The sequence below is a fragment of the Streptomyces piniterrae genome (assembly GCF_005048155.1).
Classification (GTDB): domain Bacteria; phylum Actinomycetota; class Actinomycetes; order Streptomycetales; family Streptomycetaceae; genus Streptomyces; species Streptomyces piniterrae.
Genome location: NZ_SUMB01000010.1, coordinates 98,143 through 114,340 on the forward strand (window position 1 = coordinate 98,143; position 16,198 = coordinate 114,340).

At 70.3% G+C, this 16,198-nt stretch carries 17 protein-coding genes; 12 read left to right on the top strand and 5 right to left on the bottom strand.

All coding sequences use genetic code 11. The annotated features are described in order from the left end of the window. Nucleotides 1–57 precede the first annotated feature (57 nt). The 3 genes from FCH28_RS26360 to icmA all read left to right on the top strand — a co-directional run bounded on the left by FCH28_RS26360 (nucleotide 58) and on the right by icmA (nucleotide 2,820). Entirely contained in the window at nucleotides 58–570 is a 513-nt protein-coding gene (locus FCH28_RS26360; protein ID WP_136742649.1) for a MarR family winged helix-turn-helix transcriptional regulator, read from the top strand. A gap of 143 nt (nucleotides 571–713) precedes the next feature. Further along, on the top strand, nucleotides 714–1,046 hold the full coding sequence (locus tag FCH28_RS26365; RefSeq protein ID WP_136742650.1) for a DUF3817 domain-containing protein: 333 nt from the start codon (nucleotides 714–716) through the stop codon (nucleotides 1,044–1,046). A gap of 73 nt (nucleotides 1,047–1,119) precedes the next feature. Further along, nucleotides 1,120–2,820, top strand: coding sequence for a coenzyme B12-dependent isobutyryl-CoA mutase large subunit (icmA, locus tag FCH28_RS26370; RefSeq protein WP_136742651.1), 1,701 nt, complete (start codon nucleotides 1,120–1,122; stop codon nucleotides 2,818–2,820). Nucleotides 2,821–2,888: 68 nt separating this feature from the next. Here the strand turns inward: icmA and FCH28_RS26375 are convergent, their stop codons facing one another. Next, complete coding sequence (locus FCH28_RS26375; RefSeq protein ID WP_136742652.1) at nucleotides 2,889–3,434, bottom strand: hypothetical protein; 546 nt, start codon at nucleotides 3,432–3,434, stop codon at nucleotides 2,889–2,891. 132 nt (nucleotides 3,435–3,566) lie between these two features. Further along, complete coding sequence (locus FCH28_RS26380; protein WP_136742653.1) at nucleotides 3,567–4,151, bottom strand: hypothetical protein; 585 nt, start codon at nucleotides 4,149–4,151, stop codon at nucleotides 3,567–3,569. 185 nt (nucleotides 4,152–4,336) lie between these two features. Between FCH28_RS26380 and FCH28_RS26385 the strand changes: the two genes are divergently transcribed. From FCH28_RS26385 to FCH28_RS26395, 3 genes are all read left to right on the top strand, one after another. Then, complete coding sequence (locus FCH28_RS26385; protein ID WP_136742654.1) at nucleotides 4,337–4,681, top strand: hypothetical protein; 345 nt, start codon at nucleotides 4,337–4,339, stop codon at nucleotides 4,679–4,681. Between the two features lie 91 nt (nucleotides 4,682–4,772). Continuing rightward, on the top strand, nucleotides 4,773–5,939 hold the full coding sequence (locus FCH28_RS26390; protein ID WP_136742655.1) for a WXG100-like domain-containing protein: 1,167 nt from the start codon (nucleotides 4,773–4,775) through the stop codon (nucleotides 5,937–5,939). 16 nt (nucleotides 5,940–5,955) lie between these two features. Beyond that, entirely contained in the window at nucleotides 5,956–6,321 is a 366-nt protein-coding gene (locus FCH28_RS26395) for a hypothetical protein (RefSeq protein WP_136742656.1), read from the top strand. 11 nt (nucleotides 6,322–6,332) lie between these two features. Here the strand turns inward: FCH28_RS26395 and FCH28_RS26400 are convergent, their stop codons facing one another. Both FCH28_RS26400 and FCH28_RS26405 read right to left on the bottom strand, forming a co-directional pair. Further along, complete coding sequence (locus FCH28_RS26400) at nucleotides 6,333–7,742, bottom strand: HAMP domain-containing sensor histidine kinase (RefSeq protein ID WP_136742657.1); 1,410 nt, start codon at nucleotides 7,740–7,742, stop codon at nucleotides 6,333–6,335. Then, nucleotides 7,739–8,542, bottom strand: coding sequence for a response regulator transcription factor (locus FCH28_RS26405; RefSeq protein ID WP_246103221.1), 804 nt, complete (start codon nucleotides 8,540–8,542; stop codon nucleotides 7,739–7,741). The genes FCH28_RS26400 and FCH28_RS26405 overlap by 4 nt, the downstream gene beginning before the upstream one ends. 63 nt (nucleotides 8,543–8,605) lie before the next feature. On the opposite strand from FCH28_RS26405, the gene FCH28_RS26410 reads away from it, so the two are divergent. Together FCH28_RS26410 and FCH28_RS26415 are read left to right on the top strand one after the other, a co-directional pair. Further along, nucleotides 8,606–9,772, top strand: coding sequence for a UDP-N-acetylglucosamine--N-acetylmuramyl-(pentapeptide) pyrophosphoryl-undecaprenol N-acetylglucosamine transferase (locus FCH28_RS26410; RefSeq protein ID WP_136742658.1), 1,167 nt, complete (start codon nucleotides 8,606–8,608; stop codon nucleotides 9,770–9,772). Next, nucleotides 9,769–10,809: an SDR family NAD(P)-dependent oxidoreductase gene (locus tag FCH28_RS26415; protein ID WP_136742659.1), complete on the top strand. Its 1,041-nt coding sequence runs from the start codon at nucleotides 9,769–9,771 to the stop codon at nucleotides 10,807–10,809. The genes FCH28_RS26410 and FCH28_RS26415 overlap by 4 nt, the downstream gene beginning before the upstream one ends. A 25-nt stretch (nucleotides 10,810–10,834) precedes the next feature. Here the strand turns inward: FCH28_RS26415 and FCH28_RS26420 are convergent, their stop codons facing one another. Further along, complete coding sequence (locus tag FCH28_RS26420; protein ID WP_136742660.1) at nucleotides 10,835–11,470, bottom strand: TetR/AcrR family transcriptional regulator; 636 nt, start codon at nucleotides 11,468–11,470, stop codon at nucleotides 10,835–10,837. A 369-nt stretch (nucleotides 11,471–11,839) separates the two neighbouring features. On the opposite strand from FCH28_RS26420, the gene FCH28_RS26425 reads away from it, so the two are divergent. The 4 genes from FCH28_RS26425 to FCH28_RS26445 all read left to right on the top strand — a co-directional run bounded on the left by FCH28_RS26425 (nucleotide 11,840) and on the right by FCH28_RS26445 (nucleotide 15,979). After that, the gene (locus FCH28_RS26425; protein WP_136742661.1) at nucleotides 11,840–12,814 is read left to right on the top strand and encodes a tetratricopeptide repeat protein; all 975 of its coding nucleotides are present in this window, start codon (nucleotides 11,840–11,842) and stop codon (nucleotides 12,812–12,814) included. A 593-nt stretch (nucleotides 12,815–13,407) separates the two neighbouring features. Further along, on the top strand, nucleotides 13,408–14,022 hold the full coding sequence (locus FCH28_RS26435; protein WP_136742662.1) for a DUF6230 family protein: 615 nt from the start codon (nucleotides 13,408–13,410) through the stop codon (nucleotides 14,020–14,022). 132 nt (nucleotides 14,023–14,154) lie between these two features. Further along, nucleotides 14,155–14,718: a DUF6114 domain-containing protein gene (locus FCH28_RS26440; protein WP_136742663.1), complete on the top strand. Its 564-nt coding sequence runs from the start codon at nucleotides 14,155–14,157 to the stop codon at nucleotides 14,716–14,718. Then, the gene (locus FCH28_RS26445; protein WP_136742664.1) at nucleotides 14,708–15,979 is read left to right on the top strand and encodes a hypothetical protein; all 1,272 of its coding nucleotides are present in this window, start codon (nucleotides 14,708–14,710) and stop codon (nucleotides 15,977–15,979) included. Before FCH28_RS26440 ends, FCH28_RS26445 begins: the two co-directional genes overlap by 11 nt. Nucleotides 15,980–16,198 lie beyond the last annotated feature (219 nt).

The following is a 16,198-nucleotide window of genomic DNA, read 5'->3' on the forward strand; positions in this document are numbered from 1 at the left end:
CGCCCGAAACCTGAGACAGGGCTGACCACAATATGACCGCCGGGTAGGGTCGGATGCGTGCCGAAGCCGCTCAGCCTTGCTTTCGATCCCATCGCGCGCGCCGACGAACTGTGGCAGCAGAGATGGGGCGCCGTGCCCTCCATGGCCGCGATCACCTCGATCATGCGGGCCCACCAGATTCTGCTGGGCGAGGTGGACGCGGTGGTCAAGCCGTACGGACTCACCTTCGCGCGCTACGAGGCGCTGGTGCTGCTGACCTTCTCCAAGGCCGGTGAGCTGCCGATGTCGAAGATCGGCGAGCGGCTGATGGTGCACCCGACGTCGGTGACCAACACGGTCGACCGCCTGGTCAAGTCCGGTCTGGTCGCCAAGCGGCCGAACCCGAACGACGGGCGGGGCACGCTCGCCTCCATCACCGACAAGGGCCGCGAGGTCTGCGACGCGGCCACCCGCGACCTGATGGCGATGGATTTCGGCCTCGGGGTGTACGACGCGGAGGAGTGCGGGGAGATCTTCGCGATGCTGCGGCCGCTGCGGGTGGCGGCGGAGGATTTCGAGGACAAGGGCTGAGGGCGCGGCTTACGATTCCTGAGGGTCAGCGCGCTTGTGCCCTGCGTATGCGGGGATGGTCCGCGAAGAGTCCTCACCCGCTGCCGGGTGATCGCGTGCTCCCCGCGTCCGCGGGGATTTTCCGGGCGGTTACGCTCGTATCCATGAAATCCAGCGTGCTGACCCGCTACCGGGTGATGGCTTACGTCACCGCAGTCATGCTCCTCATCCTGTGCGCCTGCATGGTGGCCAAGTACGGCTTCGACACGGGCAAGGATCTGACCCTGGTCGTCTCCCAGGTCCACGGCGTGCTCTACATCGTCTACCTGATCTTCGCGTTCGACCTCGGCTCCAAGGCGAAGTGGCCGTTCGGCAAGCTGCTGTGGGTCCTCGTCTCGGGCACCATTCCGACCGCGGCGTTCTTCGTCGAGCGCAAGGTCGTCCGCGAGGTCGAGCCGCTGGTCGCGGACGCGGCGCCGGAGCCGGTCAAGGCGTAGCGAAGCCGCCACAGGCGCCCTGTGGCGGCTCTCCCATCGACAATTACTAGGACGTCCTAGTAAATTCGAAGGTATGGACGCTGACGCGATCGATGAGGGCCGCCGTCGCTGGCAGGCCAGGTACGACTCCGCCCGCAAGCGGGACGCGGACTTCACCACGCTGTCGGGCGATCCCGTCGAGCCCGCGTACGGCCCGCGCCCCGGCGACTCGGTCGAGGGCTTCGAGCGGATCGGCTGGCCGGGCGAGTACCCCTTCACGCGCGGCCTCTATCCCACCGGCTACCGGGGCCGGACCTGGACCATCCGGCAGTTCGCGGGCTTCGGCAACGCCGAGCAGACCAACGAGCGCTACAAGATGATCCTGAAGGCCGGCGGTGGCGGCCTGTCCGTCGCGTTCGACATGCCGACCCTGATGGGGCGGGACTCCGACGACCCGCGTTCGCTCGGCGAGGTCGGCCACTGCGGCGTCGCCATCGACTCCGCCGCCGACATGGAGGTCCTCTTCAAGGACATCCCGCTCGGCGATGTCACGACGTCGATGACGATCAGCGGCCCCGCCGTACCCGTCTTCTGCATGTATCTCGTCGCCGCCGAGCGCCAGGGCGTCGACCCGGGCGTCCTCAACGGCACCCTGCAGACGGACATCTTCAAGGAGTACATCGCCCAGAAGGAGTGGCTGTTCCAGCCGGAGCCCCATCTGCGGCTGATCGGCGACCTCATGGAGCACTGCGCGAAGGGCATCCCCGCGTACAAGCCGCTCTCCGTGTCCGGCTATCACATCCGCGAGGCGGGGGCGACGGCCGCGCAGGAGCTGGCGTACACGCTCGCCGACGGCTTCGGGTACGTGGAGCTGGGGCTCTCCCGCGGCCTGGACGTCAACACCTTCGCACCGGGCCTGTCCTTCTTCTTCGACGCGCATCTCGACTTCTTCGAGGAGATCGCCAAGTTCCGTGCCGCACGCCGGATCTGGGCCCGCTGGATGCGCGACGTGTACGGCGCGACCAGCGAGAAGGCGCAGTGGCTGCGGTTCCACACCCAGACCGCGGGCGTCTCGCTGACCGCTCAGCAGCCGTACAACAATGTCGTCCGCACGGCGGTCGAGGCGCTGGCGGCCGTCCTCGGCGGCACCAACTCCCTGCACACCAACGCCCTGGACGAGACGCTGGCGCTGCCCAGCGAGCAGGCCGCCGAGATCGCGCTGCGCACACAGCAGGTGCTGATGGAGGAGACCGGCGTCGCCAATGTCGCGGACCCGCTGGGCGGTTCGTGGTTCATCGAGGCGCTGACCGACCGCATCGAGGCGGACGCCGAGAAGATCTTCGAGCAGATAAGGGAGCGCGGGGCACGCGCGGTGCCGAACGGTGCGCACCCGATCGGGCCGATGACCTCCGGGATCCTGCGCGGCATCGAGGACGGCTGGTTCACCGGCGAGATCGCCGAGTCCGCGTTCCAGTACCAGCAGGCCCTGGAGAAGGGCGAGAAGAAGGTCGTCGGCGTCAACTGCCACCACGGTTCGGTCACCGGCGACCTGGAGATCCTCCGGGTCAGCCATGAGGTCGAACGGGACCAGGTGCGGGTGCTCGCGGACCGCAAGGCGGCCCGTGACGACGCGGCGGTGCGTGCCTCCCTGGACGCGATGCTCACCGCGGCCCGCAACGGCGGCAACATGATCGAGCCGATGCTGGAGGCCGTGCGCGCCGAGGCGACGCTGGGCGAGATCTGCGGGGTGCTGCGCGACGAGTGGGGGGTCTACACGGAGCCGGCCGGCTTCTGAGTACCGCACACGTGGAGGGCGGGGCCGTCATGCCGACGGCCCCGCCCTTTTGCGCAACAGGGCCCGGCTCAACTGCCGGCGGTCAGGGCGAAGCCGAGGACCGGGCCGACGACGATCATCCCGAAGAGGGCCGCCGCGGCGGCGCCGAGCACGATCTTGCGGGTCCGGGTGCCGGCGGTCGCACGCCAGGCCGCCCACTGCTGGGGGATGGTGCGAGTGGGTTCGTCGAAGCGCCTGAGCCAGGAGAAGAGCTGCAGGGGGATGATGAAGAGGAGGAAGGCGAAGCCGGTGGAGAAGTTGGCTGTGGCCGCCTCGCGACCGGCGACGGTGTAGGTCGCAGCGGACAGGACGCTGAGAACGGTGCTGTCGTTGTGCCCCTGGGTCGCGAGTTCGAAGCCCGGGTCGTACGAGGTGTTGAGGCTGCCCAAGGACGCCTTGTCGTCCACGACCTTCCCGTCGTCCGAGCGGAAGGTGCCCTCACATTGGTAATCGTCGGAGGCCGTGGAGCGGTGACTTGTGCTTTCCCGGAAGCATTCCTCGACGGTGAAGGTCCCGTGCGTGCCCGTGAGTCCCGCTGCGGTCAGCCCTTTGGTGAAGCAAACGACGAAAAGCACCAGAGCCACAGCAAGGAAGAAAAAGTGGCCGCATAGCGTCTTCAAAGGCGTCTTGCCGGACATGTGCGGAGAGTTGGACATGGCGGTTCTTGTCCTTCGTGGGGATCGGGGCCTGTGGCGTCGCCGTCCGGCTCAGCCGGCGAGCGTGAGGGCACAGACTGCGCTGGCGGCCATTCCGACGAGCGCTATTGACGCGGCACCGATCATGATCGCGCGAGCCGGCGTGCCCTTGATGGAGCGCCAGCTCTCCCGCATGGTTTTGTTCTTGTCGAGGTGCGTGACCCACAAGAAGTACCCAAAGGCGTCGATGAGGAGAAAAGCGAAGGCGACGATGAATTTCACCGTTCCGCTTCGGCTGTCCTGCATAAGGACGTCATTGCCGCTGCGCTGGGTCGCGAAGGTGAATCCCTTCGGGTGACTCTTCGTCAAACCGCTCAACTGGGTAGCGGGGTCAACCACCTTGCCGTCGTCGGAGCGGAATGCTCCCTTGCAGGTGTAGTCGGTGGTCGATTGAGTGCCGCGTTTGGACGTGCTGTGATGCGTGACGAGGTGGCACTCCTCGACGGTGAACGTGCCCGGCGTACCCATGACGCCTGTCTGGGTCAGCCCCATCCACAGGAAACACGCACTGAGCGCCAAGCCGAGCAATATGCCGACCAGGCCGAGGAATCGCCCCCATGCCTGCTTCAGGGTGGATACGGAGGGAAATTGGGGCACAGTGAATGTTTCCTTCCCGGCTCCTGGCGAGATCATCGACGCCGCCGTGGCTCGTCGTGAAGATGAAGTGCAGCAAAAACGAAAAAGATCTTCACTGCTCTTCCGTTTTCCGGTTGTTGCGAACGTCGGATACCGTACGCCATGAGATTTATTTGATCCGTCACCGCGAAGATTGAGGGGAACTCGTGGCAGGCTCCGGCTACGACGTGGATCCGGCAGTACTCAAGACGCAGGGCGGCGTCTTCGGAGATATCGGCTCCGGCTTCAGCGAGGCCGCCAAGAAGCTGAAGGCCGCCGTCGGCGGCGATCCCGGTGAGGCGTGGGGGAAGGACGACTTCGTCGGCACCTTCAACGACTTCTACGGGCCGGTGGCCGAGGGGATCTGCGAGTCGATGCCCCATCTCGGGGAGGAGCTCTCCAAGATCGGCAGCAAGCTCGAGGCGATGGGCGCGCACTACGACGCCACCGAGCAGGAGCAGCACGATCACCTCGCGAAATACGCGGCAAGCCGCCCCGAAATCGCGAACTGACGCCACCCAGTTCAGCCCGCCCGCCCCACACACGTCCAACACGCCGGCGCACCTGCGCCGCTCGGGGGAGTGACTCACCATCGCCACCATCATGCTTCCTACGGAGGTCGACTGGATCCTCGATCTGCTGGGCTTTCAGTGGCCCAATGTCGACGAGGACAAGATGCGGGAGGCGGCCGAGGCCTGGAGTAGCTTCGCCGCCACCGTTCGCCAGTACCAGGCGGAGGGCACGACGGCCGCGAACGCGGTGCACGGCGCCAACTCCGGTGAGGCGATCGAGGCGTTCGACAACACCTGGAAGAAGTTCGCGGGCGACGGCTACCTCGACGACGCGGCCGACGCCGCGGAGGTGCTCGCCATCGTGCTCCAGGTGGTGGCCACGATCGTCATGGTGATGAAGATCGCGGTGATTGCCCAACTGATCGCGCTGGCCATCGAGTTGGCGATGGCACAGGCCGCCGCACCGGTCACACTCGGCGCCTCGGAAGCCGGGGCGGTCGCGGCCACGGCGACGACCCGGGTCATCGTCCGCAGGATCATCACCGAGGCGAAGCAGAAGATCATCCAAGCCATCACCGAGGCCATCCAGAAGAAGGTGGTGCGGAGCGCCAAGGAGATGGCGCTGGAGCTGCTCAAGTCCGTCGGCACGGACGCGGCCAAGGGGATCGGGCAGAACCTCGTCTCGCAGGGGATCCAGAACCACTTCGGGGCGAAGGACGGGGTCTCCGTCAGCGAAGCGGTGAAGGCGGGGGCGAAGCCCCTCGTGGAGTTCGAGGAAGACGGCTGGGGCATCAAGGGCGCCGGCGACAAGGTCAAGGACATCGGCAAGGTCGGCACCGGCGCCTACCACATGGCCCAGGGAGTGGGGCAGGTCGCGCAGGGCGATTTCGCCGAGGGCGGCAAGAAGATCTGGGAGGGGCAGCAGGAGCAGGCCGCGGGGCTCGTCGAGGTCGCCGGCATCGCCACGAAGGACAAGACACCGGCGTCCGAGGGCAGTGGTACGGGCGAAGGCGGCACCTCCGGCGGCGAGTCCGGCTCCTCGTCCTCCTCGTCGGAGAGTGGTTCCGGGAGCACGTCGTCGTCCGAGGGCGGTTCCGGGAGCACGTCCTCCTCCGGCAGCGGATCCGACGGGGCGGCTTCTGCGGCAACCCCGGCGAGCGGTACGACCTCACGGTCCGCCACCCCCACCCCGCCCCCTGCCCCCACCACCGAAAGCGGCCAGGCCGAGGCCGACCGCGCGCGCGACGCCTTCGGCTGAGAGGAATTCCCACCCCATGAGCAACAGCGGCAACTTCACCGCCCCCGGCGACCGCGACTACCCCGTCGAGGAGCGGGACCTCGCGGAGGAGCAGAACGAGCACCTCACCAAGTCCCTGCGGGCCCTGCGGAACAATCCGTCCGCCCCGCCCGCTCTCCAGGACCTCGCGCGCAAGATGCTCGGTGGTCGGCTGGAGCTGAAGGACGTGCTCGACGACCCGTCCGGGTATCGGGCGCTGACCGACGGCATTTCCGGGATGCGGGACAGCTGGCGGTCCATGGCGCCGCAGGACCGGCAGGCGGTGCGGGCGACGGTCGAGGAGAAGGCCGAGGAGGCGGAGGCCGAGGGCGCCGGTGCCACGTACCGGCCCCGTGAGGCGTGACGGCAGCTGCGTTACCGCGCCCCGGCCGTGGCCGGAACCCGCAGACGGAACAACGCGCCGCCCCCCGGCGCCCGCTCCGCGGTGAGTTCTGCGTGGTGGGCGCGGGCGATCTGGCGGGCCATGGCCAGGCCGAGGCCGGAGCCGGGCAGGGCGCGGGCAGCCTTCGCGCGGTAGAAGCGGTCGAAGACATGGGGGAGGTCGTCGGCCGTGATGCCGGGGCCGTGGTCGCGGATGGTGAGGTCCAACTGGCCTGAGGAGAGGGTGAGTTGGGACTCGACGGGGGTGCTGGGCGGGGAGAACTTCGCGGCGTTGTCGAGCAGGTTGGACAGGAGGCGGGCGAGGCGGGGTGCGACGCCGGGGATGGTGGTGTCGGCGGCCGCCGGGTCGACGACGACGGTGAAGGTGATTTCCGGCCAGTGCTCGCGGGCCGCGCCGACCGCGTGCTCCAGCAGTGCCGCCGGGCGTACCTGTTCCACCAGGGGCTGCGGCTCCTCGTCCCGGGCCAGTTCGATCAGATCGTTGACGAGGGTGGTGACCTCGCGGAGCTGACGGCCGAGCGCCGCGGAGGCGCGGTCGCGCTGGGCGTCGGTCAACCGGTCGGCGCGGGCGAGGAGTTCGGCGTTGGTGCGGAGCGCGGTCAGCGGGGTGCGCAGCTCGTGCGAGGCGTCCGCGACCAGCCGCCGCTGGGCGGTGACCGACTGCTCCAGTTCACCCAGCATGGTGTTGAAGGTGGCGGCGAGGCGGGTGATCTCGTCCTCGCGGGACGGGGACCCCGGGGGCAGCTCGATGCGGTGGCGGGCGTCGCGGGTGGCCGCGATCCGCTCGGCGGTGGCGGTGAGCCGGGCGACCGGCGCCAGGCCGGTGCGCGAGACCCAGTAGCCCAGGGCCGCGGCCAGCAGCACCCCCGCGGCGCCGACCGCGGACAGCGCCCAGGCGGCGTGCCGTACGCCCCGCTCCACGGTGTCCGAGCGCAGCGCGACCTGGAGCGCCTCGTCCTTGCCCGGGAGGTGGGTGGTGAACATCCGGACCGGCTGTCCGGCGACCGTGAGCTTGGTGTAGTACGCCTCCCGACGCCCGTCGGCGACCTCGCGGGTGGCGTCGTCGACCGGCAGCCCGTACGGCCGGCGCGGGTCCCTGGCCGGGCTGGACGGGACGATCTGGACGCACGGCACGGCCTGGAAGCGGCACGAGGTGTCGGAGACGGTCGGGCCCCAGCCCCGGGTCTGGTGGGTGACCTGGGTGGCGGTCTGGGCCAGGTTGAGTTCGAGCTGGCGGGTCATCTGGTAGCGGATGATGACGAAGGCGGCGGCGCAGACGCCGACGGCCACCAGGGCCACCGCCGCGGAGGCGGCCAGCGCCAGCCGGGTACGCAGCGGTCGGCGGCGCACCCAGCGGGCCCCCAGCCCGCGCCGCCCCGTCACGCCCCGTCCGCCCGGTCCAGGCGGTAGCCGACGCCGTGCACGGTGTGGACCAGGCGGGGCTCGCCGCCGGCCTCCAGCTTGCGGCGCAGATAACCGACGTATACGGCCAGGGAGTTGGAATCCGGGCCGAAGTCGCGGCCCCACACCCGCTCCAGGATCACCTCGCGCGGCATCACCTGCCCCGGGTGCAGCAGCAACAGCTCCAGCAGCGCCCATTCGGTGCGGCTGAACTCCAGCGGCCGGCCCGCCCGGTGGCCGGTGCGGGTCACCGGGTCGACGACCAGGTCGTCGAAGGCGAGGGAGGTGTCGTCGGCGGCGGTCACCGAGGCGCGGCGCAGCAGTGCCCGGACCCGCGCCACCAACTCGTCCAGCGCGAACGGCTTGACGAGGTAGTCGTCGGCGCCCGCGTCCAGGCCGTCCACCCGCTCGCTGACCGAGTCCAGCGCGGTCAGTACGAGGATCGGGGTGCGGTCGTCCAGCGCCCGGAGGCGGCGGCAGACGGCCAGGCCGTCCAGGACCGGCATCAGCACGTCCAGGACGATGGCGTCCGGCTGCCAGGCGGCGACCTCCGAGAGGGCCGCGAGACCGTCGGCGGCGCCGTGCACCGCGTAACCCTCGACGGCGAGGCCGTCCTCCACCGCGGCGCGCACCTCCGGCTCGTCGTCGACGACGAGAATCTTGGGTGCGGTGGGCGGGAGAGACTCGGCTGCGGTGGGCGGGAGAGACTCGGCCGCGGTGGGCGGGAGAGACTCGGCCGCGGGTGTGGGTGACTGGGCTGGGCCCTGGGGCGTGGACGGCATGGACACAGGCTGCCAAACACCTCTCTTAGAAGCTTCTTAGGGCACTTCGCGAGCGTGGCGGCCATGCGCACACCACTCTCCGTCGTGATCGGTGCGGGCGGCACCGGCGGCCATATCTATCCGGGGCTCGCCCTCGCGGACGCGCTCCGCCGGGCCGAGCCCGATGCGGTGATCTCCTTCGTCGGGACCGAACGCGGCCTGGAGACCCGGCTGATCCCGCAGGCCGGATACCGGCTGCACACCGTCGACATGATCCCCTTCGACCCGTCACTCGGCGCCCGACGCTATCTGCTGCCGGCCGCGCTGCTCAGGTCGGGCGCCCAGTGCCGGGCCATCCTCAAGGAGCAGCGCGCCCAGGTCGCGGTCGGTATGGGCGGCTATCCGAGCGCGCCGGTCATCGTCGGCGCGCGGCTGGCCGGGCTGCCGAGCCTGGTCCACGAGTCCAACGCGGTGCCGGGCCGGGCCAACAAGTTCGCGGCCCGGCTCACCCCGCATCTCGCGCTCGCCTTCGACCGCAGCCGCGCACATCTCGTAGGCGGCGAGCGGGCCGAGACCGTCGGGATGCCGCTGGTCGGGCCGCTGGCCCAGCTGGACCGTACGGCCCTGCGGGCGGGCGCCAGGCGGGAGCTGGGCGTGCCGGACGGGGCGCGGCTGCTGCTGGTCAACGGCGGGAGCCTGGGCGCGGCCCGGCTCACCGAGGCCGCGGTGGGGCTGGCCGCCCGCCACCGGTCCCGGGACGATCTGCGGCTGCTGATCAAGACCGGCCCGGCGGCCCTGGACGCGACCCGGGAGGCACTGGCGGCGAACGGCGGGGCGGCGGTCGCCGAGGCGGTGCCGTACCTGGACCGGATGGATCTGGCCTACGCCGCCGCCGATCTGGTCGTCTGCCGGGCCGGTTCGGCGACCGTCGCCGAGCTGGCCACGATCGGCATGCCGGCCGTCCTCGTCCCGTACCCGCACGCCCCCGGGGACCACCAGACGCACAACGCGCGGGTGCTGTCCGACGCCGGCGCGGCGCTGCTGCTGGCCGACGCGGAGACCACCGCCGAGCGGCTGGACGCGCTGGTCGCGCCGCTGCTCGACGATCCCGCGCGGCTCGCCGCGATGAGCGCCGCCGCGGACCCCGGCACCCATGCGCGGGCCGCCGATCTGCTGGCCGCCAAGGCGCTCGCCCTCGCCGGCCACCCCGACCCCCATCGCCTCACCACCCACATGAAGGAGTCAGCATGAGCGTCAGCGCCCACATCAGCACCACGCAGCACGTCAGCACCACGCAGCAGCGGTGGAAGGGGCGTACGGTCCTGGTCACCGGCGCCGAGGGGTTCATCGGTTCCACCCTCGTCGATCTGCTGGTCGAGAACGGCGCCCGGGTGCGCGCCTTCGTGCACTACAAGCCGTATGCGGAGAAGGGCAATCTGGCCCGCTATCTGGCGCCCGGCGGCCCCGTCGAGATGATCGCGGGGGACGTACGGGACGCCGGCCGGGTGATGGACGCCGTCGCGGGCTGCGACACCGTCTTCCATCTGGCCGCGCTGATCGGCATCCCGTACAGCTATGACTCGCCGGGCGCCTACGTCCAGACGAATGTGGTCGGTACGGAGAATGTGGCGGAGGCCTGCCGCCGGCACGCCGTGCGCCGTCTCGTGCACACCTCCACCAGCGAGGTCTACGGGACCGCGCGGACCGCCCCGATCGGCGAGGACCATCCGCTCCAGCCGCAGTCCCCGTACTCCGCGTCGAAGATCGGCGCCGACATGATGGCGCTGTCGCACTGGCACGCGTTCGAGCTGCCGGTGACGGTCGTACGGCCCTTCAACACCTACGGCCCGCGGCAGTCCGCGCGCGCCGTGATCCCCACGATCCTGGCCCAACTCCACTCCGGCGCCCGGCAGATCAAGCTGGGCTCGCTCTCCCCGACGCGCGACTTCACGTTCGTCACCGACACCGCGGCCGGCTTCCTGGCGATGGCCGACTGCGACCGGGCGCTGGGGCAGGTCGTCAATCTCGGCAGCGGCCGCGAGATCTCCATCGGCGCGCTCGCCGAGGCGCTGATAGCGGCCTCGGGGCGGGACGCGGAGGTGGTGGTGGACGCCGCGCGGCTGCGGCCCTCGGGCAGTGAGGTCGAGCGGCTTCTGTCGGACAACTCCCGGGCGCGGGAATGGTCTTCGTGGGAGCCGCGGGTGACCCTGAAGGAGGGACTGGCGCGGACGTCCGAGTGGGTGGCCGACAACCTGGGACTCTTCCGTGCGGAGCGGTACCAGGTCTAGGCGCGGGGGGAGGGCCGGGGGCCCCTCACCCCAGCCCGCCCAACCCCCGGATCAGTACGGTCGAGAGCTGGTGGGCCCAGGCGGTGTCCACCGCCTCGGCCGTGACCAGGGTGCGGTGCACGATCGCGCCGGCGATGAGGTCGAAGGTCAGGCCGATGGCCTGCGCGGCGGCCTGCTCGCCGGCCGGTCCCGGGCGGTCCGGGGGGAGTTCGCCGCGCTGCTGGGCGCGTTCCCGGCCGAGGATGACGAGACGTTTCTGTCGGTCCACGATCGCCGAGCGGATCCGCTCGCGCAGCGCTTCGTCGGCGGTGGACTCGGCGACCACCGCCATCAGCGCCGTCTTGGTCTCGGGCCGCGCCAGCAGCGCCCCGAACTGGAGCACCACACCCTCGATGTCGGACTGCAGGCAGCCCCGGTCGGGAAGTTCGAGCTCGTCGAAGAGGACCGCCACCGCGTCCACGACGAGCTCGTTCTTGTTGGCCCAGCGGCGGTAGAGCGTCGTCTTGGCGACGCCGGCCCGAGCCGCGACGTCGCTCATGGTGAGCTTTCCCCAGCCGAGATCGACGAGCGCGGCCCGCGTCGCGTCGAGGATCGCGCGGTCGGCCTCGGTGCTGCGCGGGCGGCCCGTACGGCCTTTCCGGGGGCTGGCGGAGTGGTGCATGCGGGCGACCATACCGGCCGGTAAGTGGGCCGTAACCGAGGCTCGTGAGACAGATCACGGCGTACTGGCCCGTAAGTGGTTGCCGGGAGGGGGGCGCAGGCAGTTACGCTACGGGTCGTAGCGTAAGAGCGATAGCCACCGGGCCTGGGTGGGGACCCAGGCCCACACCGACCGGTCCTCCTCGGGCCGGTCAAGGGTCCTCCTCGGGACCGAGCGGGCACCGAACCCGTCGTACGCCGGCATTCCGGCGGGGCGTGCGGGCGGGGGCGGTGCCCCAGCGGGCGGGTCCGACGGGTGTGTGCACCCCCGTCGGACCGGAAATTCCGCATCGCTTTTCGGAACAGAGCGCCCAGGGGGGAGGATGGACCCATGCAGCCACGCAACATGTCCATGAGTGGAGTCGTCGACCTCGCCGCGGTGAAGGCGGCCGGGGAAGCGAAGCAGAAGGCGGAGCAGGCACGAGCCGAGGCCGCCCGTAACGGCGCGGCGCCCGCCGGCGGCGCGCGTCTGGTGTACGACGTCGACGAGGCGGGGTTCCAGCAGGACGTCCTGCAGCGCTCCACCGAGGTTCCGGTCGTCATCGACTTCTGGGCCGAGTGGTGCGAACCGTGCAAGCAGCTGGGTCCGCTGCTGGAGCGCCTCGCCGCGGAGTACGCCGGCAGGTTCGTGCTGGCCAAGGTCGATGTCGACGCCAACCAGATGCTCTTCCAGCAGTTCGGGGTGCAGGGCATCCCGGCGGTGTTCGCGGTCGTCGCGGGCCAGCCGATCCCGCTGTTCCAGGGCGCGGCCCCGGAGGCGCAGATCCGCCAGGTGCTCGACCAGCTGGTGCAGGCCGCCGAGCAGCAGTTCGGCATCGTGGGCGCGCCGGTCGATGCGCAGGCCGCGGGCGAGCAGCAGGCGGCGGCCGAGGCGCCGGTGCCGGTCGGCCCGTACGACGCGCTGCTGGAGGCCGCGAATTCGGCGCTGGACTCCGGCGACCTGGGCGGCGCGATCCAGGCGTACCGGAACGTGCTCTCCGACGACCCGGGCAACCCGGAGGCCAAGCTCGGTCTCGCACAGGCCGAACTGCTCCAGCGGGTGCAGGGTCTGGATGCGCAGGCCGTGCGCAAGGAGGCCGCGGACAACCCGGCCGATGTGCCGGCGCAGATCCGTGCCGCCGATCTCGATCTGGTCGGCGGGCATGTGGAGGACGCCTTCGGGCGACTGGTCGACACGGTGAAGCGGACGTTCGGTGACGACCGGGACGCCGCGCGGGTGCGACTGCTGGAGCTCTTCGAGGTGATCGGTGCGGAGGACCCGCGGGTGACCGCGGCACGCGCCGCCCTGGCCCGCGTGCTGTTCTGACCGCCGGCCGCTCATCGAGACGGTCCCGCAAGCCCCTGTAGCAAACGAGCAGCGGCCGCGTTTTACCAAAACTTGGTAAACGCGGCCGCTGTTACTTGGAGTAAGTCTGCTGGGGGTGTTCGCGGCGGAATGTCCATAGTTGCTCGATGTCTCTTCGTTGTTAACGACGACCGTCCGTGCCCAGGTGATATCAGCCGGTCGCAGCGCGGTTATCGGCCCGTTACCCGCAAGTAACGAGCCTCTTGTGTCCAGGCCGTGAATGCACCACGATCGGCCTCGCTCGGTCCATTCCCGCAGCCCGGCATCCGGCCGGTGCCGCGGGGTAATTGGGTCCCCACCGAGTGGTCGGCGGCAGTGGCGCCGGCCTTGGACAGGGGGGTCTCTGCCCCATCCGGCAGGGCCTGTCCAGGAGGTTGCGCGAGAGCGTGGCCAGTGGTTGTCGCTCGGGGGTGATCGCCGGTATTCGGAACGCACTGCGCCTCCGAGGACGGGCGCTCTCCTTCCCGAGGACGTAGCACTTCTCCCATCCCAGGTGCGGCCGCTCAATTCAGACGGCCGACGCCGGAGATGTACGTCCGAGAAGGAGGAAAGTCATGGAGTCCCTGGCTCGTGGCGGGACCAGATGGAAGCGGTTCGCCGTCGTCATGGTGCCGAGCGTCGCGGCGACTGCCGCGATCGGCGTGGCCCTCTCGCAGGGTGCGCTCGCGGCCTCGTTCAGCGTGTCCGGCCAGCAGTTCAAGGTGGCCACCGACCGACTGGACGGCACCGGCTTCGTTCAGTACGGAGCCGTTGACGCCCAGAAGGACGGCAAGGCCATCCCGGTCGCGGTCTCGGCGTTCTCCAGCGCCAAGATCAAGAACCTGTGCCAGTCCGTCGTCGTACCCGTCCCGGTCTTCGGCGACGTGTCGATGGTGCTCAAGGCGGGTGCCGACAAGCCGGTCGAGGCGAAGAACCTCTACATCGACCTCGACCAGCTCAACGCGGACGCGACCTTCAGCAACATCAACATCGGTGTTGCCGCGGGTTCGACCACGAAGGGCCCCGGCATCAAGAAGGGCGACAAGACGGACCCCGGTTCGTTCGCCCAGGAAGCCGACAGCGCTGTGCTGACCGGCGTCAAGCAGACGGCCTGGGCGACCACGGCCGGCACGTTCAAGCTCAGCGGCCTCAGCATGAAGGTCACCAAGGGCAAGAACGAGTGCTACTGACGCACTGAGCGTGCGGGCGCGGGGGGCTGCGCGGCTTCTTGAGCCGTTCCCCGTGCCCGTACGCCGGTGGTGCGTCGTAGGCCACTCCAGCTCAGAACCACCGAATTAGCCAGTCCCGAGGAGCTGTACGACATGAGCGCCGAAACGCGACCACGGCTGATCGAGTCCATCGGCCACAAGCGGCTTTCGTTCCGGGAGTGGCGTGGCCGTCGCCCGTTCTGGGGCGGTCTGCTGACTCTGCTCGGCGGGGTCCCGATCATGTACTTCCCCTATGCGCACCTCACGCTCGGGGGTATGACCCTCAGCATGGCGACAACGGCCGGTGCGGGCTCGCTGATCATCGGCGTGCTGCTGGTCGTGCTCGGTCTCACCATGTGGTTCCAGCCCGCCTCTCGCGTCTTCGCGGGCGTGGCGGCGATTCTGCTCTCCCTGGTCTCCCTGGTCGTCTCGAACTTCGGCGGCTTCGTGGTCGGCTTCCTGATGGGGCTGATCGGTGGTGCGCTGGCGGTTGCCTGGGCGCCGGGCAGTCCGCAGAGCGACGGCGACGCCGGTGAGTCGGCCCGCGATGTGGCCGCCGGGCCGGTTTTGGCCACCCATCCCACACCGGCCACCGATGCCGGTTCGGGCTTCGGACTGGACGACCTGTCAGGAACGAGCCCGACCAACGGGACGAACAGGAGGCACCGTGCCGGGTGACGAGCTGCACCAGAACGCAGCCGCCGGGGCGAGATCCGGGCCGCGGCACGCGGCGCCGAAGAAGCCGTTGCTGACACGGCTCCACGTGCCCGCGGGAAAGGCGATCGCCATCGCCGCCATGCCGTCCGCCGTGCTCATGGGCATGGGGCTGACGCCCCAGATGGCGATGGCCAAGCCGCAGCCGCCCACCAGCCCCTTCAAGGACGGTCCGTGTGTGACCGCTCCGGACAAGACGGACAAGGACGGCGAGGACTCCACGGCGAAGGACGGCGCGAAGGACGACGCCGGGCCGTCCGCCACCACCTCGCCCAAGCCCTCCCCGTCGGCGAGCAGCGAACCGACCAAGGCCCCCGAACCGTCCGCCCCGAAGACCGACGAGCCGTCCGGCTCCGCGACGCCTTCGCCGTCGCCGTCGGCCTCCGAGGAGAAGGACGACGGCGGGGGGCTGCTGGGCGGCATCGGTGACGCGATCGGCGGCCTCCTGGGCGGCGACGACTCCAAGGAAGCGGAAGCTTCGCCGAGCCCGTCGCCGTCGGAGTCCACCACGACCGCTTCGCCGAGCCCCTCGCCGTCCCCGTCCAAGGACTCCACGTCCACGGACTCCGGGGACTCCGGGTCCGACAAGGTCACGGATACGGTCAAGGGCGTCACGGACGGCGTCACCAGGGGTGTCGAGGACCCGTCGAAGGCGGCCAACGACACCGTCCACGGCGCCGTCGGCGCGGCGGACAGCTCCCTGCCCGGCGGGGGTCTGGACGGCAAGGACTCGGACGGCAAGAAGTCGTATCCGTGCGTCGTGGAGAACAAGCAGGAGGGCAAGAACGAGCAGACGCCCGTCACCCTGCCCGACGACCCCTGGCACCTGGAGTCCAGCGGTCTCACCCTGCGCGGTCTGGACTTCGAGGGCGTGGTCAACGTCACGACCCAGAGCGGCCGCACCAAGCAGGCGCTCAAGTTCACCGCCGACACCGTGGACATCGCCGATCTGCACCAGACCGTCGACGACCGGGCATCGGGCAAGCACTACCACGTGCGCTCCGACCCGGGCTCCACGTCCACCATGCGCGGCGGCAAGGTGACCATGTACACCGAGCGGCTGCAGGGCAATCTGTTCGGGCTGATCCCGATCGTCTTCGACCCGGAGCACCCGCCGCCCATCAATGTCTCGTTCGCCTACTTCACCAAGGTGAAGATCGACCAGGCGGGCCAGTTCGGCGGCAACCTCCATGTCCCGGGCATGCGGGTGAGCATCGAGGACTGACCGGAGCGCCACCGGCCACAGTCTTTCCGGGAGCCGCGGAAACGGCGGTGGGGCGCCCCCCCCGGGGGGGGGGGGCCCCCCCCCCGGGGGGGGGCCCCGGGCAGGGGCGCAGGGCGCCCCCGGGGGGGGGCCCCTCGGGGCCGCCCGGCCCCCCCCCCGCCCACTGTTTGCCGGGGCGCCGGGGGGGGGGGGGGGGGCCCCCCCCCCCGGGGGGGGCGC

Excerpts from the sequence above, each read along its gene's own strand:
- FCH28_RS26435 (WP_136742662.1), top strand. The coding sequence starts at position 13,408 with ATGGAGTCCCTGGCTCGTGGCGGGACCAGATGGAAGCGGTTCGCCGTC.
- FCH28_RS26415 (WP_136742659.1), top strand. The coding sequence starts at position 9,769 with ATGAGCGTCAGCGCCCACATCAGCACCACGCAGCACGTCAGCACCACG.
- FCH28_RS26405 (WP_246103221.1), bottom strand. The coding sequence starts at position 8,542 with ATGCCGTCCACGCCCCAGGGCCCAGCCCAGTCACCCACACCCGCGGCC.
- FCH28_RS26395 (WP_136742656.1), top strand. The coding sequence starts at position 5,956 with ATGAGCAACAGCGGCAACTTCACCGCCCCCGGCGACCGCGACTACCCC.
- FCH28_RS26410 (WP_136742658.1), top strand. The coding sequence starts at position 8,606 with ATGCGCACACCACTCTCCGTCGTGATCGGTGCGGGCGGCACCGGCGGC.
- FCH28_RS26390 (WP_136742655.1), top strand. The coding sequence starts at position 4,773 with ATGCTTCCTACGGAGGTCGACTGGATCCTCGATCTGCTGGGCTTTCAG.
- FCH28_RS26365 (WP_136742650.1), top strand. The coding sequence starts at position 714 with ATGAAATCCAGCGTGCTGACCCGCTACCGGGTGATGGCTTACGTCACC.
- icmA (WP_136742651.1), top strand. The coding sequence starts at position 1,120 with ATGGACGCTGACGCGATCGATGAGGGCCGCCGTCGCTGGCAGGCCAGG.
- FCH28_RS26420 (WP_136742660.1), bottom strand. The coding sequence starts at position 11,470 with ATGCACCACTCCGCCAGCCCCCGGAAAGGCCGTACGGGCCGCCCGCGC.
- FCH28_RS26440 (WP_136742663.1), top strand. The coding sequence starts at position 14,155 with ATGAGCGCCGAAACGCGACCACGGCTGATCGAGTCCATCGGCCACAAG.
- FCH28_RS26425 (WP_136742661.1), top strand. The coding sequence starts at position 11,840 with ATGCAGCCACGCAACATGTCCATGAGTGGAGTCGTCGACCTCGCCGCG.